General features: G+C 58.8%; 18 protein-coding genes and 1 pseudogene. 3 read left to right on the top strand and 16 right to left on the bottom strand.

All coding sequences use genetic code 11. From position 1 onward, the window contains the following. From AC0L2C_RS29595 to AC0L2C_RS29585, 3 genes and pseudogenes are all read right to left on the bottom strand, one after another. The coding region (locus AC0L2C_RS29595; protein ID WP_473525088.1) for a chemotaxis protein CheB at positions 1-197 on the bottom strand (197 nt) is incomplete at its 3' end. Between the two features lie 788 nt (positions 198-985). Then, complete coding sequence (locus tag AC0L2C_RS29590; protein ID WP_473525087.1) at positions 986-1,357, bottom strand: hypothetical protein; 372 nt, start codon at positions 1,355-1,357, stop codon at positions 986-988. 191 nt (positions 1,358-1,548) lie between these two features. Continuing rightward, positions 1,549-1,665 (bottom strand): annotated as a pseudogene (locus AC0L2C_RS29585) (glutathione-dependent formaldehyde dehydrogenase); the annotation flags it as partial. A 198-nt stretch (positions 1,666-1,863) separates the two neighbouring features. On the opposite strand from AC0L2C_RS29585, the gene AC0L2C_RS29580 reads away from it, so the two are divergent. Next, entirely contained in the window at positions 1,864-5,202 is a 3,339-nt protein-coding gene (locus AC0L2C_RS29580; RefSeq protein WP_473525086.1) for a DEAD/DEAH box helicase, read from the top strand. A 1,262-nt stretch (positions 5,203-6,464) separates the two neighbouring features. Here AC0L2C_RS29580 and AC0L2C_RS29575 read toward each other — a convergent pair. From AC0L2C_RS29575 to AC0L2C_RS29540, 8 genes are all read right to left on the bottom strand, one after another. Next, on the bottom strand, positions 6,465-7,019 hold the full coding sequence (locus tag AC0L2C_RS29575) for a DUF1003 domain-containing protein (protein ID WP_473525085.1): 555 nt from the start codon (positions 7,017-7,019) through the stop codon (positions 6,465-6,467). 495 nt (positions 7,020-7,514) lie between these two features. Continuing rightward, complete coding sequence (locus tag AC0L2C_RS29570; RefSeq protein ID WP_287068286.1) at positions 7,515-8,219, bottom strand: SGNH/GDSL hydrolase family protein; 705 nt, start codon at positions 8,217-8,219, stop codon at positions 7,515-7,517. 101 nt (positions 8,220-8,320) lie between these two features. Further along, positions 8,321-8,968, bottom strand: coding sequence for a hypothetical protein (locus AC0L2C_RS29565; RefSeq protein ID WP_473525084.1), 648 nt, complete (start codon positions 8,966-8,968; stop codon positions 8,321-8,323). Positions 8,969-9,063: 95 nt separating this feature from the next. Next, the gene (locus tag AC0L2C_RS29560) at positions 9,064-9,981 is read right to left on the bottom strand and encodes a hypothetical protein (RefSeq protein WP_473525083.1); all 918 of its coding nucleotides are present in this window, start codon (positions 9,979-9,981) and stop codon (positions 9,064-9,066) included. Further along, complete coding sequence (locus tag AC0L2C_RS29555) at positions 9,978-10,373, bottom strand: phage holin family protein (RefSeq protein ID WP_473525082.1); 396 nt, start codon at positions 10,371-10,373, stop codon at positions 9,978-9,980. The genes AC0L2C_RS29560 and AC0L2C_RS29555 overlap by 4 nt, the downstream gene beginning before the upstream one ends. Then, entirely contained in the window at positions 10,363-10,905 is a 543-nt protein-coding gene (locus AC0L2C_RS29550) for a hypothetical protein (protein ID WP_287068282.1), read from the bottom strand. Before AC0L2C_RS29550 ends, AC0L2C_RS29555 begins: the two co-directional genes overlap by 11 nt. A 474-nt stretch (positions 10,906-11,379) precedes the next feature. Beyond that, on the bottom strand, positions 11,380-11,865 hold the full coding sequence (locus AC0L2C_RS29545) for a hypothetical protein (RefSeq protein WP_473525081.1): 486 nt from the start codon (positions 11,863-11,865) through the stop codon (positions 11,380-11,382). A gap of 44 nt (positions 11,866-11,909) precedes the next feature. Then, positions 11,910-12,527 (bottom strand): hypothetical protein, encoded by a 618-nt coding sequence (locus AC0L2C_RS29540; RefSeq protein ID WP_473525080.1) that lies wholly within the window; start codon positions 12,525-12,527, stop codon positions 11,910-11,912. 802 nt (positions 12,528-13,329) lie between these two features. Here AC0L2C_RS29540 and AC0L2C_RS29535 point away from each other — a divergent pair. Continuing rightward, the gene (locus AC0L2C_RS29535) at positions 13,330-14,412 is read left to right on the top strand and encodes a sensor histidine kinase (protein WP_287068279.1); all 1,083 of its coding nucleotides are present in this window, start codon (positions 13,330-13,332) and stop codon (positions 14,410-14,412) included. 165 nt (positions 14,413-14,577) lie between these two features. On the opposite strand, the gene AC0L2C_RS29530 is transcribed toward AC0L2C_RS29535, so the two are convergent. Then, entirely contained in the window at positions 14,578-15,978 is a 1,401-nt protein-coding gene (locus AC0L2C_RS29530) for a phospholipase D family protein (RefSeq protein ID WP_473525079.1), read from the bottom strand. A 430-nt stretch (positions 15,979-16,408) separates the two neighbouring features. Between AC0L2C_RS29530 and AC0L2C_RS29525 the strand changes: the two genes are divergently transcribed. Then, positions 16,409-16,651, top strand: a complete 243-nt coding sequence (locus AC0L2C_RS29525) for a hypothetical protein (protein WP_167366355.1) — start codon at positions 16,409-16,411, stop codon at positions 16,649-16,651. Positions 16,652-16,830: 179 nt separating this feature from the next. On the opposite strand, the gene AC0L2C_RS29520 is transcribed toward AC0L2C_RS29525, so the two are convergent. The 4 genes from AC0L2C_RS29520 to AC0L2C_RS29505 form a co-directional block, all read right to left on the bottom strand. Beyond that, positions 16,831-17,025, bottom strand: coding sequence for a hypothetical protein (locus AC0L2C_RS29520; protein ID WP_031256726.1), 195 nt, complete (start codon positions 17,023-17,025; stop codon positions 16,831-16,833). Between the two features lie 158 nt (positions 17,026-17,183). Then, a complete protein-coding gene (locus tag AC0L2C_RS29515; RefSeq protein WP_287364551.1) occupies positions 17,184-17,405 on the bottom strand; it encodes a hypothetical protein in 222 nt (73 codons plus the stop codon). Between the two features lie 99 nt (positions 17,406-17,504). Next, positions 17,505-20,117 carry a bifunctional diguanylate cyclase/phosphodiesterase gene (locus AC0L2C_RS29510; RefSeq protein ID WP_287239645.1) on the bottom strand — a complete coding sequence of 871 codons (2,613 nt, stop codon included), beginning with the start codon at positions 20,115-20,117 and terminating at the stop codon, positions 17,505-17,507. A gap of 364 nt (positions 20,118-20,481) precedes the next feature. Further along, a complete protein-coding gene (locus tag AC0L2C_RS29505) occupies positions 20,482-21,348 on the bottom strand; it encodes a class I SAM-dependent methyltransferase (protein ID WP_023803186.1) in 867 nt (288 codons plus the stop codon). Positions 21,349-21,409 lie beyond the last annotated feature (61 nt).

Raw genomic sequence — 21,409 nt, 5'->3', positions numbered from 1 at the left:
ACCCGAGCTCCATAGCTGCATGCGGCCGACCGAAAGAGAGGATCGATCGCCGGCCGGGCGAGATTTTCGCGAGGGCCGCGCCGGAGCAGCATATGATCGTGGTGCAGCAGCAGATGGAACCCGGGTGAAGCCACATAGATGCGCCCCCGCTCGAACTGTTCCCCGCCCCGATCCTTCAGCTTGTCGGTGATCGCCACGACACCCCTCGCCCCCCGCCAGAACCTGCCCTCGGTCAATTTCAGCCAAGTCGCTTGTCTCACCGAATTCCAGATCGGAAGAATGGACGAGCCTTTGCAACCCGGAGCGATCGTGGCTGAGTTCTGGAGTGACGAGTTCCTGAATCTCCAGTCCAGGCTCCAGCCGTGCCTGCTTGCCATGGAGTTCGCCTTCGGACAGCGGCGCTTGGTGCCGTTCAGGAACAACAACGCCCAAGCCAAGTTTGGTGGTCCAGGAGGTAACGACAATGCGCATACTGAGAACAGTCCTTGGACACTCGTGGCACTCGAACAGCAAGTCGCCGCCCGACCTTACGCCGCCCGTCGACGCGATCGTTCGGGTGCTGAAAGAAAAGCAAAAACTCGCTGCAAAGAAAGGATTTGGTCGGCCAGACCAGACTGCTGGCGGCTGACCGCGCTGCGACGCAGGATGTGGCGATGGGGCAAACAGCATCACGCGTCACCTTGCCTATCTGCAGCTTGGGACGGATCGGCATCATGCCCCGGCTAACCTTGGGTCGCGGGCGCATGGTCCACGGCGTTTCTTCACGCCCGACGGGAAGGTAGCCGAAGCCCGGTTCGAGGCTGGCTGTGCCGGAGTCGGAACTTTCCGTCGGGAACGGTGCACCTGCAGCAGGCACGGGCCTTGGTCGCCTGGAGCGACAATTTCCTGAAATCGCGGTTCCGGATGAGTCAAGTATCTGCGCAATCAGCGCCGAGCGTATCGGCGGCGACAATGAGAGAAGGAGGATCAGGTTCGCGTCAGTTGGTCACCGCTCAATTCTGGCAAGTGACGACATGTCTTTTCGTGCAAGGCCCCGCACAGCTTCAAGACCCCGTGGGAAGCCGCTGCGGTTACTAAAATTCTGCGGTTGCCGGCGGCCTTGAGCGTGCCGGGCGCTTACCTTTTGCGCCGTCAATAAATCGATGAGTGTCACACCGGCAACGAGCACCAATGCAAGTCCGACGTTGTCACGTTTTGGATTGTCGTGCCGGAACGCCCATAGGAGTGTTCCGATGTCGAGCCCATCACCGGCCACACGGCTCCAAAGTCCCGACTGTTTGTCCACCGACAAGGACAGAATACCGCTGCTGACTTCCCGCGCTCCATAGGCGCGGATAAGGCCTTCCTTACCAGGCATGCCGAGTGCGCGGGCGATGCGCTCGGAGGCTATGAGTTCGGCCGTGCCCAGCGCTATGCTAAACCATCCAAGTTTGCGCGCTACAATATCGGAGGGCGCGAGCGCCTTCGGGGCCAGATTTTACGACCCTTGGGTCACTTGGCCATCTGTAGAGATTGCCGAGTTTGCTAAGCATGTTCATGACACTGATCCTATGGCTTCAGTACGACTTTTACGCAACTGTCCTGCTTGTCGCGAAAGATCTTGTACATCCCGGGTCCTTGTTCGAGCCCGGCAGTGTGGGTGACAAACGACGGGTCGATCTGACCTCAGGAAACCTCGCCATCCACGAATTGCTAGACAGTGCGGCACTCTATTCTCACGGCGCACGATCCGGATCACACGCTGGGCAAGGCAACGGATTGTCGCTTTGCGACGTTGCTGAAAGCCGAGCGTCGGTAACTGTGCCGTCCCAACGGAACGCCGGCGCGTCACGGCCGTTTTGTCCTAGGTTCGGAAGGTGAGACGTGGATAGAGAGACCTGCAATGCCGGTGAGGCTGAACAACTCGAGCAATTTGAGTGCGAACTTGCAACAGGAGGAGAAGGCGACCCACCGCCAGCTGCCGCGGTAGCTGCGGCATTGATCAGCGCTTTGGAAACCACTCGAAATGGGGACATGCTCCATATCGCGAGTTCCGAACGCAGTGCCGCTGACATAACCCAGGCATTGCGCCACTTCCTCCCAAAAGCTGATATCCTGTATATGCCGCCGTGGGATTGCCTGCCATACGACAGGGTGTGGCCCACTCGCGCCACTATGGGGCGGCGGGTCAGCGTTGTTCATGCTGTTGCGGCCGCTACGAAAGGACCCCGCATCACGGTTACTTCGGTCGAATCTGCCTTGCAGCGGGTACCGCCTCCCTCGGCAATCGGCCAGGGTTTCGCGACCCTGCAGATCGGACAGGAGGTGGACCCGAGGGCACTTCGTGTATTGGCTGAGAGGAGTGGCTATGTTGTCGACGATCGGGTCGACGAACCAGGCGAGATGGCCATCCGCGGCGATCTTATCGACGTTTTTCCTGCTGACCGTGACCGCCCTATTCGTGTTGTACTGGGCGCTGGCGGCGCCATCTCCGAACTTAAGACATATGACCCAATCACTCAACGAAGCGAGCGATCGCTGCACAGAGTCGTAATTGGCCCGGCGTCCGAGCTCATGTTGGAACCCGGCAATAAGTTCGACCCTGCAGCGATGCGCACGATCCCGATGGAGGAAAGTCTAGTCTCGCTCTACTCCGATTTGCCGGCGCTCTTCGACGTCGCATCAACAGCTACCATCTGCTTCCTGGATGGATTGGAAGAAATCTCGCTAGCTCGCGTCTTAGACCTCATAGAGGAGGCGTGGCGCGGCAGGCGGCAAGTATCCGCGATGGGGCGGCCCGCGGCGAAACAATTTTATTTGTCGCGTGAGGAATGGGACGACTCGCTACGGGATCGCCAGTGCTTGCGTCTTACGATCCCGGTTGGCCGAATTCCCAAATTCTTCCACCTGCCGCGAGCCGGGCACGGATTCGCCGAGTTCGCCCAGGCGCGCACAAGCTCGGGGTTTAGTGTGGTGGTCACGGGCGAAACTTCGGAACTGCGCCGAGCAGAACGGCTGCTCGACCGTAAGTTCGGTCGCAAGATGGACCCGGTCGCCGATTGGCCGCAAATCCTCTCTGTCGAAAGAGGCTCTCTTCTCAAGGCGGAATTCGATCTCTCGGATGGCTTTGTCGACGGGCCATCCCGAATTGCAGTCGTCGCGGCAGCGGACATATTCGGCCCGTCATCGACTGCAAACGCGGGCTCCGGCAACGGCATAGCCGAACCCGAACTGCGGCTCGGCGATCTGGTTGTCCATGAAGACCATGGCGTGGGCGTCCTTGCCGCGATCGAACAAATTGAAGTGGCTGGCCTGCAACAGGATGTCGTGAAGCTTGAATATCATGGTGGAGCTTCCTTGCTGGTACCAGTGGAGGAGTTTGGCCGTATATGGCGCTATGGATCCGAGCCAGAAGCGATAGCCTTGGACCGACTAGACAGTGAAGGCTGGAAGAAGCGGCGCCAGTCTGTAGTCCGCGAGATCCAGAAGGTAGCCAAGCGGTTGGTCGCCATTGCGAAGGCCAGGTCCTGCCAATCCGCCGAAATGATCAAGCCGCCGCGTGCTGATCTTGCTCGCTTCGCGGCGCGATTCCCTTACCCCGCGACCCCCGACCAAGCCGCCGCAATCCGAGCCGTAATGGATGACCTGTCGTCGGGCAAAACGATGAACCGGCTGGTCTGCGGCGACGTCGGCTTTGGAAAGACAGAGGTGGCGCTTCGGGCGTGTGCTGCGGCCGCATTCTGCGGCAATCAGGTTGCTATCGTTGCGCCCACCACGGTGCTCGCGCGTCAGCACTACGATACGTTCTGCCGGCGTTTCGCAGGGTTCAACATCCAAGTTTCTCACCTGTCCAGGGTGGTCGGATCGACAGAGACAAGGAAAGTGAAGGATGGTCTGAGAAGTGGTAACATCGCAGTCGTCGTCGGGACCCATGCTATTGCGGCCAAAGGGGTGTCCTTTAGCCATCTCGGGCTGCTCGTAATCGACGAAGAGCATCGGTTCGGGGCCAAGCTGAAGCAATCACTGCGACGGTTGGCGCCATGCCTCCACACACTGACCATGAGCGCTACGCCGATACCCCGAACGCTTCAATTGGCGATGGCGGGCGCGCAGGAAGTCAGCGTCCTGAACACACCACCTGCCAAGCGGCGTCCGGTTCGCACCATCCTGGCTCCTTTCGATGCCGGTTCGGCCAAGGCTGCTCTATTGCGCGAATACCGCCGCGGGGGACAAAGCTTCTTTGTCGTACCACGCATAGATGACATCGAGACTGTCGTTGAACAACTGGGCAGGCTGGTTCCGCAGCTCTCGGTGAAGATCGCGCATGGCGAAATGAAAGGGCGTGAACTGGACGAGATAGTTGTCCGGTTCGGAGCAGGCGAAGGCGACATTTTGTTGGCCACTGACATCATCGAAAGCGGACTTGATATACCGCGGGCAAACACCATTCTCATTTGGCGGGCCGACCGTTTCGGACTTGCACAGCTCCATCAGCTTCGGGGTCGTGTAGGCAGAGGAAGGGTGCAAGGCATTGCACTTCTCTTGACCGAGCCCGGCAAGGAATTGGCTGAAGGCACAAGGTCCCGACTTTCGGCTCTTGTAGCTCTCGACCGGCTTGGCTCTGGCCTGGCCATCAGCCAAAGGGACCTCGACCTACGCGGCGCCGGCGATTTTCTCGGCGAAGAACAGGCGGGCCACGTAAAGCTGATCGGCGTCGGGCTCTATCATAGACTGCTCGAGCGTGCCTCATCGGTTGCTCGAGGCGGGCCCGGCGCTGACACGCAACTTCCGGACATCAACTTGCAGGCCGGAGGGTCATTCCCAGAAAGCTATGTGCCGGAGCCAGCCATACGCCTGAGCCTGTATTCGCGGTTGTTTCGCATGAGCACGCATTCGGATCTCAATGCATTTGCCGAGGAAGTGGAGGATCGCTTTGGAGCCATGCCGAGCGAAGTGGCTACGCTGCTGGAGGTAACCCGATTGCGAATGGATGCGGCGGCGTTAGGCTTGAGGCAGGTCGACATAGGACCCGAAGCGATTGCGATCATCTTCCGCACAAAGCCCTCCGCCCCAGTCCGGCAGAACATTTTAGGGCTGGACGGGTTCGAATTTCGACGAGGCCGCTTGATCTGCAGGCCGTCAGCCAAGCCAGGCATCGAAAAACTCGAGGTTCTACGAAGCGTGATCGGTCTATTCGCTCTGCACACCCGGCACGTGAGCTAAACGTCAGACCGATAGCCGGTCAAAGCACAACCAGCAATGGCCACCGTAGCCTCTATGCTCACACCTAGGTGCCGAATGCGTGTCCACATAGGGTCAAATCTCCCCGTTGACTGTTTTCCCGAGAGTAGGCATTCAGCGCAGCCTACCACACCAACATCAACCAGCGGCGCAGCAGGTCGTAGACCCTGTGAAGCAGTGCCTGACGCTGGCGTCTGCGGCACCACGTCCAAAGGCTCCGCAGTGTTGGAAATAATCTGTGCGATGTGCCGCCACCTCGCCCTCCACCGACCACCGCGCCTTGGGCGTCGATTACCTTTCGGCGGAGCATGGCCGGGACTGCCCAATCGGTGAAGCGAGACGCACCGCCAGACCCTCTGAGAGGTCTGCGACTGAGGTCGACTGCACGAACGAATGGTGATGTGCCCCCGCCTCCCGATCAAGGACCGCTTCGGTGTCGAGAACTGCACCTTTAACTGGGCGGGCTCGAAGGTCCGAAAGTGGCGCTTCCCGCTGGTTCAAACATCTGAGCCGGAGAACGCCCGAAATGCGCATCGAAGGTCTTGCTGGGGTGGAAAGCTGACTCAGCGCGGCGTGTCCATGATAGCCGGTGCCAACGAATGGGCCATTAAGGGTGGTTTACTGCCTTCCGTGTCGCCGATCTGAACGCCCGAACAGGTGCATGAGATCCGCCGCATCATCCTTCGCGGCTCGGATCCTGTAGCCTGGGCAAGACTCCTGCTGGTACGCCGCCAGCAAACGATGCCGTCACCTTCTGGGACGCGGACCGGGCCAAATGAGCCCCGATATCGAAGCTCCTCTGGAAAACCGGCCACTGAGCTCCCTCCAGGGTGGAGGCGCTGGCCGGTTTCGGGCTATAGCACGGCCGACATCGCCTGCGTGCTCGCCACACACGAGCAGGACCTCAAGGCGACCTACGCCATGACCTCGAGAGCGGCGCTTCAAGGCCAACGCACGGGTCGCCAGAAGCCACTACCGCAAGGCGACCGGTGAAGGTCGGGAGGCAGTCACGCAGCAATTTTCTCGCTGAAGACCAAGGCGCGCTGTAAAGAGACCTCGCTTCACGAGGCTGAACACGTCAGCGACCTTTGTCACCACCTATGGCGATATGAAGTTCCTGTAGGGCGGCGTTGCCGACATTAGCAATCTGTGATTTCTACTGTCGTTTTGACTTCGAAGTTTGACCGAAGCCGGAAATCAAACAACCGAATTTCGAAATCACGACACTAGGGCGGTGTGTCGATTCAGCGCTGGTCCAGCTTCTTCGCAGCCTCCAGCTGCTTCGATTCGATTTCGTCCAGCACTGCTTCTGGCGCAATGTCCCTCTTAATCTCGCCGACTTCTATATCGGTTAAGGCTGGTTTTGCATTCAACCGATCCGCTATCGAATCGACAAGTTCAGTAAGTTTTGTGAGTTCGTGCTCCGTCAGCAGGCTCACCTGAAGGTCCAGATCCGCCCGTTTGTCTGCGGCAGCTGACATCCGGTTTTGGCTGATCAGTACAAAGGTCGAGAGAAATATGGCCTCGACGGAAGCTACCATGGCCAATATCACGAATGTCGGATCAAATGGCGGAGTGATCGGTATCCAGCCCAAGTTCGAGACGCCGCCATACACGGCCAAGTGAAGATACACGAAACGCATACTGCCCGTAAAAGAAGTAATCGCCTCAGCGATTTTCTCTTCCAAAGTTGCATCGCTGGCTTCTTTCGCCCGGCGCTCCTCAATCGCTTGGATATTGCGTTTCAGTGCTTGGCTGAGTTCAGTCGGAGGCGGCGGAGGCAACGTTGGAGAATCCATGGAACACCCGTTGGATAGCTATCGGTCCTGCCACTCTGGGCAACGTACAAATCATGGGTATTCGACTTTGTTCCCGACTGGAGCCGTCCAATCATTGGCTCTCCTCATTTACTCGGGTGATTTCGAGGGTCTTAGACGCTTGGCGGCGCCATTGCTGAGGAAGGCGGGGCGATCCGGCCGCTGAGCGTCTTTCGTACGGTCGAGGATTGAAGCTGGTGAGTGCAATCGGCGCCTGACTTCGTATCCTGGTGAGGCACCATGAGAATTTCGTTCTCCGAACACGAAGGCGCGTCACCAGGGCGAGAGAACCGGGTCAGAAACGGTTTTGTTCGCGCCGGTCACTTGGCTAGGACCGCTTCTCATTGACCAAATCTGATGCGATGGGGGAGAACAAGTCCGCGCTTGGGAGGGCCCCAAACGCCCCTCAGCGGCTGCCTCGTCCTCCGCAACGCCGAGGAAGGCCCGATCGACCATGAATGGCAACTGCAAGCGCTGCTACCGAACAATCAGTTCGGCACGCCCGCTTCGGAATTCGTGCTTGGTAAGGAACGACACGATCCCCGCGGCAATCTTTTTGCCGCCCTGTTCCGAAGGCTCGATGGCGTTGACAAAGTCGGCGTCCTCGCCGCAGACGATGCGAAGGTCGATCAGCGGAACGCCGCGCACGGCGGCTGCTCGTGTGATGCAATCGTTGAGGATCGACAGGGCCGTTACCGCAATGCGTCTCTGTTCGGGGTCGGCATACCGGACATCGTAGATCGAGCAAATCGCGGTCGGCAGCCCTACCGCCAGAACGGCATCCAGGGTCGACATATACTCCAAGCAAAATTGCTCTCTAATTTCGGCGAGCCTCAGCAGAGTGTCGGCAACGGACCGCGATGGAGCGTTCAAAACGGAGGAGACGCCGAGTGCGTCGTTCCCTCCCACGCTTACCACCAGATGAGTGGCGTCGGATGGCAGGCGGTTCAGTTGCCGGCCCACATCCGCCATGAGGCTGCCGTCAACGGCAAGCAGCATGGCCAACCAGCCGATCGGGAGCTGACGCAAAACGTGGGCCAATAGATCTGCTCCATCGGCGACATAGGCGCTGTTGTCGAACACCGAATCGCCTAGTAGCACAACCTTATTCATCACAGCCACGTCCTCGGCGGAAACAGTTTGTACGGTGGAAACTGCTTGTCCCGCGGCGGCGGCCAGCAAGAGGCTCCTGCGCGATATCTTGACCAGACCAGCGTCTCCCACGACTGTCGCTCGTGCGCAAGCTTCAGTGGCTGCTGTTCGAGTTCACTCCGCTTTCCGGATCAATCGACCGCCGCCCTCTCCCCTTCCCGCCGCTGATACGCAAGAGCCATAGCGGCCGCTATGGCTACTCCCGCGGCCCCCAGCAGGAGTTTGTCTCGCGTCTCCTGATCCCTCATGACGCCCTGAACAGCCGATGATGCCCGGCCGGCTGTGGCGGCTACTCGCTGGGCCGCCTCGCCGGAGGTCTGCCGCATATCGTCGATCATGTTCGGCGTCCCGGCGCTCCAATCCCGCACTCTCTCTTTGACGGCGCCGGCCAGCTCAGTTGTTTGCTCCTTCACTGCTTCCGCCGTCTCGGCGCCCAGTTCGCCGACCTTCTCCGCCAGCTCGCCGGCTTGCTCCTTCAAGCGCTCTGTGGCGTAGGAGAAATGATCAACTTGCTCGCCCATATCTGGTATTGAAGGTGTCCGCAACAGGCTGAATAGTCCCGCTCCGATCAAAGCAGTTGCGATCGGCGGACGGTGTAGGAGGCGCCAAGCGAGACCAGCCCCAATCACCAATGCGGCGCTCGGGTTGGCTGCCGCCTTTGCCTTGAGATCATCGACGATCCCCTGCGCCGTCGACTGCGCGGTCGATCTTGCTTTTTCGACCAGCGCGTCCTTTGCCTCGAGCGCCTCTTGCTTCAGCTCGTCGGTAAACTCGGACAATGTATTTGGCGATCGCAGCGCCGACAGATGTTCGGCGAGCCTAGCCCGGGCTGCCTCTACATCATGTTCGAGCTGGCGGAGACTTGCCTCACCCATTATGAGCCTCGCTTGCCGCTAGACCGTCCGGATTTGCTCGGCCGAGAGGCATCCGATTGTGGCGATTGGTCCGATTTGGCCGAGTTATCTTGCGAGCGGCCCATGCCGCCCGACTGGGGCATGCCGCGCTGAGCCGATTGAGCGCGCGATCCACCCGAACTCGCGGATGGCGCCTGCGCGGACTCGGTTGGCTGCTCGCCCGACAAGGCGCTGCCGAACGCACCAGCCACGTCGCTCGCAACCTCCTTGAGGCCATCGGCATCAAGGCCGCGCTCCTTGGCTGCCCTCCTGAGACGTTTGCCCGCCTCCTCTGTCGATTCCTTTAGCCGTTCGCCAGCCCTTTCTACGGTGTCCGTCAGCTGCTCTGCGGCTGGGCCAAGGGTCCGGTTCTCAATGTCGGTGGTCCGGAAGGCAGCTGCAACAGCCGCCCCGGCGGCAAAACCGAGCAGCGCCAGCGTCAGTGGCTGCTCTTGCGCCACACGGCTCATCGTATCCTGGAGAGTGGATTGGGCCTGCCGGGCGAATTGTTCCGATGTCTCGGAGACGTTGCGCCGCGCCTCGTCCGCATATGTCGATGCCGAGGATGCGTAGGAACTTGCGGTTGCCGCCACCTTCTCGCCGATCTCGGTAACATATTCACGTGCTGCCTCTACCGCCGCTGGGGCGCCGCCTTCTCTGGTTTCCGCCTCGTGTCTATCGGGGCGCGTGCTCGAAGACCTTGACTGAGCCTTTCGGTGGCCATTGTTTCCGCGGGATTCCTCAGCATGCCCGAAGCTACTGATGGCCGATGACCCGCCGCGGCGCATCAACAATGCGCAGCCGGCCGCAACGAGGAGAAGACCTTCCGGGTTGTTTTTGGCGGCGCCGATGAGCCATTCCGCCGTTCCGAGATTGGCCGTACGTGATTCGCGGCTCATGACAGATGCTCCTTGGTTGTCGAGATGTCCTGCTTGATCTGATGGATGGAACGGGTCGGCGTTATCTCTTTGTGTGCGTCCATGCGGCCCTTGTAACAGGCGAGCGCTCCAGCCCCGGCCGTGATGGCGGCAACAATCAGGCAGGACCAGTGCACTGCAATCCCAAGGCTGGCTATCCCGAAGACAATCGCCTGCACTGCCAAAAATGCCGCGATCAGCCCCAGCACGCCAGCAGTTGACATCCAAATACCCGCCCGAAATTTGGCAAAGAGATTTTCAGACAACTCCGCGCGCGCCAGTCGCAGCTCCTTCTGAACAAGATCGGCAAGGTCGGCAACGACGTCGGACAGTGCGCGAGGAAGCGTGGAATTCTTGAGCTGCTCATGTGCCATGGAATTCGTTCGCTCCTTGTCGGTTACGTTCGTGCATAGGCTCGTTGGAAAGCGGCGACGCCGGAGGTGCGCTCTTCAGCGTTCGAAATGTCAAAAAACCCGCAAGGGCGGCAAGTCCGAACACCAATGCCGGCTGACGCCTTGTCAAATCGGAGGCGGCGCGGACCAGCTGATCGACCGACTGGTCCCGCAGATCGTCTGCGTACCCGTCGATTCGGTTCGCGAACGTACGGACCACACCGGCGACTAGCGGTGCGCTTTCGTCGAGGTCCTCGGCAGCGCGTTTTGTGGAGCTTGCGAGCTGACCCATCACCTCGGCACCGCTGCCGACCTGACGATCCAGCATTTCCTTTACTTGGCTGGCAACTGTTGACGCACCATCAGCGGCCGACTGCTTGACCGTATCGGCTGCCTCTTGAGCTAAATCGGATGCCTTGGAGAACGCACCGCTCACTGTTGCGCCAACGTCCTTCTTTGCACTGTCATCTGGTGTCTTTGGCGCGGAATCCCGTTCCGTGTTTTGGTTGTTCATAATTTCCTCCATTGACTGACAAAACTGCGGGAAAACCCGTTGGTTCCTTGGAACTGCTCAAACAAAGTAGATAGCGGTCTGGCCGCCTGGCAGCCCTCCTGTAAGGCGGCAAACTTTTGCCGGCGCGAATCTCTCTCCACCCTCGATCGTCGACAGATGGTCGTGCAGCAGCGTGCTTCAAATTAAGGGGTGCCTGGACCCTCGGGCCGTAGGGCGTTCATCTCCCGAAGGAGATGCGCATGAGCCCTACAAAAGAGTTCTTCGAAAACTGGCTACGGGAGAACGTCGGCAATCTTCCTGCCGAAAGCGGCGTGAGCATTGCCGCCTTGGCTCGGCAGTTCGAGCAACAGGCCGTCCGGGTTTATGTTCACGAACTGAATCGATACACCCGCGGTCGCGGCCGTACGTTCTCCACTTCGTGCCGTAGTGCAGAAGCTTTTGCACAGGAGTTCAATGGCCACGAAATGCCCGGCGCTATGGCCCTACCTCGCCTTTTCGCATCTCCTGCGCGACTAGTCCGCCGGCAGCCAAACCCACAGCGAGCGCTACATACGCAGCTGCGATGGAGCGCTTAGAAAGCACTGTCTCCCAGCCCGGGGTCAGCCGCTTCGGCACAACGAGATAGTCCACAGCCGCGGCGATCGCGGCTAACGCGGAGGCATCGCGCAGCATCAGTAGCGGCGACCGCGGAGGATTTCTGGCGAGCCAAGCCTCGAAAGGAGCGGCCCAGAATATGGCCGAAGCATGATGGGTGCCCAAGCCGACCGCCGTGTGCGCGAGGTCGGCCTTCCTAATCGCACCAGCCTTGTCGCCGTGGAGCCAGTGGCTGGTGGCGTTGGTCGGCTGCAGCGCCGACTTTCCTTCGGCTTTGGCCAGAAGGGCGAGGAACGCCGCCGTCACAACACTTGCGACCGTTCCGGTCACGCCTGTCGAAAGTCCAGTCTTCAGCAAGCCGTTCACCTTAACCTCCGTAACTCTCCTCTTTTTAACCGCCGAACCGAAGCTCAGTTCCCGACGCCTCTATTAACGGCAAGGAGCTGTATCCCAACTGAAGTGTCAATCCGCCGACGGCGCGTTCTTTTCGCGTCTGTCAGGTGATCGCGACCGCCCGGTATACGGTGGTAGAAATCATTTTCTGCGCCGCCGCCCCAGAAGAGGTTTTCATTGAAATTCCGCCAAGTTTTACACTGCCATCGCACATTCATCGATGGACTGCGGCAGTTGCAGCGTTGCTGCGGGTGTTTTCGCCTCTTGCGGCTTAACCGTTTGCGGCGCCTGGAAAGCCGGCGGTGATTTAGGCGAACCTGCCGCCCCGCAGGCTCAAGAGCAGCAAGGGCCATTGATCGCCCGATATCGGCCAGCGGCGATGACGCGTCGGCTATGGCGAGCGGCAATGTCAATGCGCCCCGCGTCCAAGCCACCTGTGCCGCAAGAATCCCCTGCGCAAGGGCCGAAACTTTTTCGCTCACCGCCTTGACGGTTTCCGGCCGACCTGAAACCAGCGAACCGGTTGCCTCGGCAACCAGGATCGGCAACCGCAACCCCACAACCCAGGGTGCGAGCATCAGGTTCTGGGCAAGAGCAATCTCAGCGCGGACGCGCGTTCCTCGTTGACTGGCCAACACTCGTTACTCCTTCTGTTTGGATTTTGCGGGCCCGGATAGGGGTTCGGGCGAGCGCAACACCTAATGCGCAGATCTCCTGAGATCTCCGCGCAACTTCGCTTGGCGCAGATCACTGAGATCGGCATTGGCGACGAAGTTGCAAAGACCTTGGGCAATGACAAGTCAGATCAGCGAGCAAATGAATACCTTCAGGCGCAGTCTCCATCCTGCTCAGGTTCGGCGAATGGCAAGCGCGACATTGGCAGAGAACGGCGGCACATCAAGTTTCAGCCATGTCGGAATTCGCTTGCCATTCCCCCGTTTGCCTGCCGGCCGCGGTATCCCAGGCGATGACCCGATAGGTCCCGCGAGCCAACCCGGGCAACTCCAAGGCGGCCGGAACCGACGCAGCATACCGTTTCGCCCATCGTGTCGCGGCGAAGCAGCCAGACCTGGATGAGCACATGCGGGGTGCGGTTTGGCCACCGCATGCCGCCACCGGCGCCGCCGCTGCCAGGTGAGCCCATTGCAAATGGCGGAAATATTCTGTCGGCAGTTCCGGCGACGTGCAGATCGTCAATTTCGATGGGCAGAGACGGGATTTTGGCACAACGCTGTTGGAAAAAAGGTCGTGGCCGTGCAAAGTGACGCAAGGTTGACTGAACTCTCAGCAAGACGGCCTGTGTTGCCCATGGCTCTGCCGCTCCGTGACGCGGGCTCGTCCTACTCCTGACATCGCGCAGCCGCTTCCAGCGGTGTCGGTGTCGAGCAAAGTGCATGACTGAGACTGAGGCTCCCACGCAAAGCACAGGCGACCAAGATGACATCAGATTCAGACAAGGCTGAGGCAGTTGAGCAATTGCTCGATACACCGGACCTTGCCACCGCGCTGGAAAGCGAGCAGTTCAAAAAATTTCTTGACCAGGTGCCGATCGCTATCGCCGTGTCGGACTTAGGCGCGAAGGAGCGCGTCGTCTATGCTAATCCAGAATTCGAAAAAGTGTCAGGCCTGAATTCAGCCGAGCTTACCCGGCAAAACTGGGGAGCACTTTCCGGCATTGGCATCCACCAGCAGAAGGGCCGGCCTCTGCCCGAGGCCTTGGTCGAGGAAACCGATTTCGTCGGCACTTTCCGGCTGGAGCCCGTCGGGGCCAACCCGGCTCTTGTCGACGTTTATTCAAACATCATCGTGGACGATAACGGCACGAACTGCTTCCGACTGGTGGCTCTGGTCGACGTCTCATCCCATGGCGAATCTGAAGAAGCGCGCTTGGTGGAGGAGCGCGTCCGCGAGAAGGACACCCTGTTGCGCGAACTGCAGCACCGGGTGAAGAACAACTTACAGATGATCACCGCATTGATCCGTCTAGAAACCCGTAACGCGACCGAGCCCGACCAGAAAAGATTTGAGAGGCTCGCCGGCCGCGTCGACGCTCTGGCGATCCTCTACCAGACGCTATCGGCAGACGAGCAGAAGGATGAGGTCGATCTCGGCGTTTATCTTAGCCAGATCGCCTCCGCGGTGATGGGGTCGCATGCAGTTGAGGGGATCCGCCTCGACATGAAGGTGGATACCTATCCGGTATCGATCAACGTCGCCATGCCAACGGGACTGGTCGTGAACGAATTGCTCACAAATGCACTCAAGCATGCATTCCAAGGGCGTGAAGGCGGGACGATAAAGCTGCACAGCATCGCCGATGGCGACGGCTGCCTGGTGATAGTTGCGGACGACGGTATCGGCCTGCCGGAAGGGGAGACATGGCCCAAGTCCGGCAAGCTCGGCGCGCTGATCGCGCGCTCGCTGACAGAGAACGCGAAGGCAAAGTTCAACGTCGCCTCGAGCGCTAGCGAAGGGACGAAGGTCACCATCGTCTTCACGCGATCGGCGGCAGCAAGCTGACAATTGCCAGAGGGCGGATGCTTCATGCTCCCGGCCTTTCCACCGCGGCCCCGGCGCTGTGCTTGGCACATTCACGTCGCCGTTCTTCAGGTATGCCGTACCGCGCGCGGCAAGAACGCCGCGTCGATCCCGCCGTTAGCACCTATGCTATCTTAGTGGGTCTGGCTAAAGCTGAGACTCAACCGGAAGGTGGCGGACCAAGGCCGCCAGAACCCGGCGAAAAATTCCGGCCTCTGGTTCGTGTGTGTATTCTTGGAGTTTGCCTTCTTCGCATCCATGCCAGTGCAGCACATTGTTCTTTAGTTCCAGCCGATAGCTGGCTTCTAGTGATATCTCCGCTTGAAAAAAGCGCCGAAGTTCACCGACTAATTCGGCATCCTCAAAGAGCACGCCCATCTCCGAGTTCAAAGACACTGACCGGGGATCAAAATTGAAGGAACCGACGAAGCCAGCCCTGTCGTCAACGGTGAACGATTTGGTGTGCAGACTGGCACCCTTCGAGCCAAACACCGAAATTCCCTGACCGCGAGTGAAGGGCTGGAGCTCGAACAGTCTTACGCCATTCCTCAGCAATCGCTTGCGATAGTTTGCATAAGCCCCATGAACCGCGGCGACGTCTGTAGCGGCCAAGGAATTGGTCAAAACGGAAACGTCAACCCCATTGCTGACGAGGTCCATCAGGACCGCGGAGCCCCTTTTGCCAGGGATGAAATAGGGAGATACAATTTCCAGATTGTTGCGCGCCGACTTTATGAGGGGAAGCAACTCCTTGGTAAGCCAGCTGCGACGTCTCCAACCTCTCACCTTCTCTGGAGGATCGGAAATCACCCGAACTCGATCCACCCAATGCACGTCGTTGCTGGCCGCGATGAACTCTGCGATGGACCCTCGGTCACCGATCCCGTTCAAAAGCATTGATTCGGTTTCGAGATCGCTTCCTGAAAACAAACCGGAATGCTCGTTCCCCGCGTCTGGACCCAGGACACTGATTGATTTCGCGTCCTCGCAAGCCCAGAATGCCTCAAATATTTCGGCGGTTTGCTGCACGGCAGGACCGAGGAGCAGCACGTCTAAGTCGCGAAAATTGGTTTCTGCTGCGTCGAAATAGGCATCGCCAACGTTGCGCCCGCCTACGATAGCAACGTTGTCGTCAGCGATCCATGCCTTGTTGTGCATCCTCCGGGTCAACGCAAATAGTCGCAACACAATTTCCACAGCGCGCATGACGCTGCGTTGCCTGACGCCGCTCGGATTAAACAACTTCAACTCGATGTTTGGATGATTGCTCAAGGCCAGATAGGCCGCATCGTTCTTTCGCGGATTGGCGTCATCAAGGAGCATGCGAACTCGCACGCCGCGCTCAGCGGCCCGGAAAACTTCCTGCAAGAGCAAGCGGCCAGTGTGGTCATCGTGCCAAAGGTAGTACATGAGATCGAGACTGCGAACGGCACTCCTTGCCGCCAGAACGCGCCCGGCGAAGGCGTCATAATTGTCCGGGACCAGCAGCAAGCCGCTCTTGCCTGCTTTGATGTTGTCGTGTGCAATCCGCGTAATGGATACTTCCATAAAATTTTCTACCCTTCAGCGATAGAAACCCGGCCTCGCTCAAAATCGTAGCAAGAACCCTTCAAAGGTAATCTGGTTGCAAATGTAGCTGTCGAATCCCCTGGAGATTTAATCGTGCCATGATCGGTAGATGATCGGAGGCGATCCGAGATAGCGATGTATGGTGCACTTCGAGGCTGGAAATCAGACTTGGTGGTTTGGCCAGGATCCGATCGAGCGCAACAAGGGAATTGCGAAGGGAAACTGGACAGCACGGTGTGAATTGGACCAAAATGCGGCAGTAGCGCCAGCAACGAGGATCTGCTGTGCACCCGCCATTCGTTGAGATCGCCAAGCAAAATGGTTGGCCTTAGGACCGAACGCGTCGCCTCAAGCAGTGCGTTGGCTTGCTTGATGCGCGACCGCCGGAGTGCCGAACCGATCGTCCTATATGCCCGAGGCGGCACGTCGACGGGCCGGATCAACCCGTGCGAATTCCGTCAGCGCTGGTGGGATCGATCTTCGTCAACCGCGATCTGGCCTCAATTACGCGCTGTTGCGCAGCCCGTATCCTGCTGCACAGCGCGATATTGATGCCGACACCGCAGTCATCATCCAGCATCTCGTTCGCACGCTCAAGGGAGCGCTCGGCCCGATTAAGCCGCTGTCGGGCTCGCGCCAGTTCCATATCTAAAAGTTCCATTATTCCGAATCCATTGCGGTCCCTTTGATTGGTAAACCGCTTGTGGTCGCCGTTGGTTCCGGCTGTTGGCGAGCGTGCAGCCCAGACGTAGATGTGGTTGGCAAAGTTCTGGAGCGAGAGTGGTGGCGCCGGTGGCCTGAAGGGCGCGACGAATGAAACGCCGGCCCAGTTCAACCCGCGCGACGTCCTTCAAAGCTGGGGGGATCGATCTTCACCAAGCGGTCTGCGGCCTCGACCGCAGTTCGTATCCTGTTGCGCAGCGCCAGGTTCTCGGCCAGCATTTCTTCAGTGCGTTGAAGCGCGAGCTCGGTCCGGTGAATGCGCTGCCTGGCATTGGCAACTTCCGACGTCAAAATGTCGGCCACCGTCCCGTGACCCTGGGGTTCCAAAGTGTCCATGGATTTCTAACACATGGGGACCGATATCGTTCCCTGGTCAGTGACAAGTGCACTTCGGCCTGCTTCGCCGGCCGCCGCGATTGCCGGGCGATCGGCGACGACGTCCTGCAGAAGAGCCGGACGTTTCACATCCCCCTCATGATGAAGGACAGCGCCCCTTCGCAACCGGCGAGCAACATCGCGACTAGTTCCCAGTTAATCTGGTAGATCATCGATCGTCTGCCGACATATCCGCGCCATTGCCTGGACAACCGCCAAGGCTGCCATTGTGCGTTTGGTCCTGCCTCCGGCGCCGGGCCGATGCCGAGATAGGGGTCGCCGATCAGCTGTCCGGGGCCAGGTCTCATCGGGTGCATAGGCCCCCAGAACTTCGCTGCCGTGATCGGCCAATCTCCAAATCCCAAGACTCAAGCGAAGCGCTACTCTGTGACGTGAGGCTTATGCGCTTATACTCTACCCAACCGGAGCGGTTCATCCAAAACCCGTTTCGGGCGCAGACGCCGAGATCGAACAAATGCCTTTAGTCCGTCGGCATCCAACGCATGCCCGAAGGCATAACCCTGCAATATGTCGCAGCCCAAGCTCTTGAGTGTCTGTGCGTGCTCCATCGTCTCGACACCCTCGGCTACGACCTCGATACCCAGGGATTTGCCGATTTCAATGATCGATGAGACGACCTGCCTTCGTTGCGGCGATTTGACAATAGGAATGACCAATTGGCGATCTATCTTCAACCGGCGAGGCTGCAGCTTGAGCAAGCTGACTATAGAGGCGTAGCCCGTGCCAAAATCGTCTATTTCTATGTCAATGCCGAGCTCTTTTATCTGCTCAAGATTCCAGGTAACAAAATCATCATTTTCGTCAAGGAAAATTGACTCAACGAGCTCGAAGGCAACTGTTCCCTTCTTGATATTTAGTTCCCTAAGACTCTTTATGAGTTCCTCATCCTGAAGGCGGCGTGCCGAAACATTGACTGACACCCGCGGAATATGGAGATTCGCAGCAGACCACCCTTCGAGATCCAAAAGGGATTGCTCTAATATGTTTCGATCGATGATCGAGACGACATTCAATTCTTCCGCAATCCTTAGGAAGACGTCGGGCGCCAAAATGCCCTTCTCCGGATGCCGCCATCGCGCCAGCGCCTCAACCCCAACAATTTCAAGGGTTTTTGCGTCAAATTGCGGCTGGTAGAAGGGAATGAACTCGTTGCGCTCAAGGCCGCCGAGAATTTCGTCGGCAATCCGTTTTGTCTCGACGATCTCGCTTTGCATCGCCTCGGTGAAGAACTCGTATCGATTGCGCCCACGACTCTTTGCCCGGTAAAGCGCGATGTCAGCGTTGACCAGCAGGTGTTTGGCTTCGACATCTTTTCCGTTATCGACTGCAATTCCCACGCTCACGCCAAAACGGCATCGATGGCCCTGATAGTAGACCGGTTCCCGCATCTGGCTGATGACGCGGTCAGCGAGCAGCGCCAGTTGCTCGATATCGTCATGCACCGCGCACAGGACGATGAATTCGTCTCCTCCGATCCGAGCGACGAATCCCTCGCCATCGACCTTGGATCGGAGCACGGTCGAGGCGTGAACAAGCATTGCGTCGCCTGCGGCGTGGCCAAGCGTATCGTTAATGTGCTTGAACCGATCGAGATCTATGTGGAGCAGTGCGGCATACCCGCCGGTCCGCCTGGCGTTTGCCGCGTAGTCTTCCAGCACCTGGTCGAGGTAACGCCGGTTGGGCAAACCGGTCAGCGAATCGTGGAGCGCAATGTGCTCTATGCGCGCCTTGGCCGACTCGAGTTCTGCATTTTTCGACTCGGAAAGCTGTTTTGCGCGTACCAGGTCCTTGTTCAACAGGACATCGGCTGTCACATCCCATTCGGCGCCAATCATTTTTGGGGTGTCGTCTGCGGCCCGGTAAATTATCGCCTTGGATCGGACATGGCGTATCTCGCCATCCGGCCGAATAATCCGGTATTCCGACAAATATGGCCCGCCGTCGACCATCGCGCGGTCGAAATCGGCGTTGGCGCCAGCCAAATCATCCGGGTGGATTGCTCCCGCCCAGTCCAGGTAGCCGCGGCCCTCCCCAGCTGGTTTGCCGTATATTTCATTGACGCGGTCGTCCCACGTCAGTTCGTTGGTCGCGAGATCGTGTTCCCAAACGCCAATAGCCGACGCTTCCAGAGCGAGTTCCAGGCGTCTCGACAATCGACTCAGTTCCGCATAGTTGCGCTGTCTCTCGCCAATCAGGCGACCGGTCACCAGGAATGGGATCACAACCAATGCCCCGGCCACCGCCATGATGGCGCGCAAGAACCACGCGTTGTCGGGCGTCGAAGGCCAGCCGTTTTTGGGAATGGCTGCGATCCGCCACGAACCGGACGGGAGCAGAACGTCGGCTGTCACCGGATTGCTTTTGGCGACGCGCTCATTGCCGAAGAATTGCTCTCCGGTTGGACCGAGAGCGTCCTTACCGATCAGCGCTATGTCAATCCCGAGATCATCGTCAAGCAGGCCGCTCGCCTTATAGAGGCGCTGAACGTCGACGACGGCCGAAATGATGCCCCAGAACCTTTCGGTGTTGCCCGCACTGCGTACAAAGACGGGAATACGGCCGACGAAGCCTTGCCCTCCCTGCCTCAAGTCGACGGGACCGGCAAGAATTAGCTCGCGCTTGTCTCGCGCCCTGAGCGCGGCCAGACGCTGCCGCTCGTCCTTGCGGTAATCGAGGCCTATCGCCTTGTCGTTGCCATTCATCGGGTACATCAGAGAAATGACCAGATCGGGCGCGCCGGCAATATTCTTCAATTGCGAGCCCCTGCCAAACAGGTTGCTCGCCAGCGAGGCGAAGCGTTGCTGTCCCATATAGGGCTCAGTCACGACCGCCGCGACCAGTCCCTGCACCAGTTGAAGGTTTCCGTTGATGTTGCCTTCAAGCTTGGCGCGGATAAGATTGACCTTGGCCAGGACATCCGCTCGGGCGGCTTGATCCGAGACGACTTTGTTCTGGTGGTCCGCGAACGCTGTGCCAACGGCAATAACGATCACCGCCATTGCCGCCGGGATATTTGCCGACGAGAAAACGGCCTTCTTGATACCGCCGAACCTAGCGCGGAAAGGAGCCAATAGGCGATTCCTCAGATACTATTCAGGTTCTGGGCCAACCCGACCAAGGTATATTAGCTATCAATGTTTAATTTTGACCTTCACGGGTCCTAAAAAATTTTGCACCCTCCAACCGCCTGAGGTGGCCGGAGTGGCTGACACGGACCTGCGGCTCCGGCTGACGACTTAAAGCGCGTCGCGGCTGAATGGATTCATGCGACGCCCTTCAAGTTTTGTTTTATGCATGTCGTTACTGCAAAACCGCCGCACACCCTCGGTTCAAGCCCGATGGCATGCTTTTGCGCGACATGCATTAGTGGCCCTCAATCGCCTTGGCGGTAACCAGGTAGGGTATCTTGCCGACGCTACGCTTCGTCGCGCCAATGGAATAGGCCATTGGAATCTTGGGAGAGTTCTCTGGCAAGCCGTACATATCCTTGCCGGCCCTCACGGCAAATGAAAAGTGCTGCCACGAAACCGTGTCATGCTCATTGAGAAAATCCAGCGTCAGCCCAGCTGAAATCAGCGCGTTCACCACGTCGCTGACCGGATGAATCCACTCATAGTAGCGCGGATGTTTCAAGATGCGGTCGTCGCCGGTATAGGTGAGTTCTTCGTTCCATGCGAGTGGTCGAGCTATTGGCGTTCGCCAGTCATGCTTGAACTCCAGCGCCGCAGCCTTGCGGTCACACTGGAACATCAACGGATGGCCCTCGGCGAGATAGAGCCGGCCGCCGGGCCGCAGGAGATCGGCAACCACCCGCGCCCAGCGGAACACGTCGTCAAGCCAGTTTACCGAACCCCAGGTAACGTAAGCGATGTCAAAGGTCCGGCCAAGCGCTTCGACTGCCTCGAACAGTGGCGCCTCCACGAAGCGCACGTCAGTGCCTGCCTTTGCAGCGAAATCCCGCGCCGCTGCGATCGCCGTCGGTGAAAAGTCGAGGCCGGTCACGCTGCCGGCGCCCAGATTCTTCAAGCTGATCGTGTCGAGCCCGATATGGCATTGCAGATGGACGATATCCTTGCCGACAATGTCACCGACCTCGCGCGTTTCCAGCTCATAGAGATTGGATCCGCCAGCCAGCACATTTTCTATGTGGTAGCTGCCCGTTGTGTCGGTCGAATGCAGCTCGGCTCGATCATCCCAATTAAGGCGGTTCGCGCCCAGAAACGGTTCCAAATTGCCCCCTCAAGTCCCTGCCGAGACCAATATATATGGTAAACAGAACGTTAATATACCT

The sequence above is a fragment of the Mesorhizobium sp. WSM4845 genome (assembly GCF_055811455.1).
The sequence above is the reverse complement of the archived record's forward strand: the minus strand, read 5'-3'. Positions and strand labels throughout refer to the sequence as shown.

Coding starts and splice junctions, on each gene's coding strand:
- AC0L2C_RS29590 (WP_473525087.1), bottom strand. CDS start 1,357: ATGCCTGGTAAGGAAGGCCTTATCCGCGCCTATGGAGCGCGGGAAGTC.
- AC0L2C_RS29575 (WP_473525085.1), bottom strand. CDS start 7,019: ATGGATTCTCCAACGTTGCCTCCGCCGCCTCCGACTGAACTCAGCCAA.
- AC0L2C_RS29560 (WP_473525083.1), bottom strand. CDS start 9,981: ATGAGCCGCGAATCACGTACGGCCAATCTCGGAACGGCGGAATGGCTC.
- AC0L2C_RS29555 (WP_473525082.1), bottom strand. CDS start 10,373: ATGGCACATGAGCAGCTCAAGAATTCCACGCTTCCTCGCGCACTGTCC.
- AC0L2C_RS29550 (WP_287068282.1), bottom strand. CDS start 10,905: ATGAACAACCAAAACACGGAACGGGATTCCGCGCCAAAGACACCAGAT.
- AC0L2C_RS29535 (WP_287068279.1), top strand. CDS start 13,330: ATGACATCAGATTCAGACAAGGCTGAGGCAGTTGAGCAATTGCTCGAT.
- AC0L2C_RS29530 (WP_473525079.1), bottom strand. CDS start 15,978: ATGGAAGTATCCATTACGCGGATTGCACACGACAACATCAAAGCAGGC.
- AC0L2C_RS29525 (WP_167366355.1), top strand. CDS start 16,409: ATGCCCGAGGCGGCACGTCGACGGGCCGGATCAACCCGTGCGAATTCC.
- AC0L2C_RS29515 (WP_287364551.1), bottom strand. CDS start 17,405: ATGAGACCTGGCCCCGGACAGCTGATCGGCGACCCCTATCTCGGCATC.
- AC0L2C_RS29510 (WP_287239645.1), bottom strand. CDS start 20,117: ATGGCGGTGATCGTTATTGCCGTTGGCACAGCGTTCGCGGACCACCAG.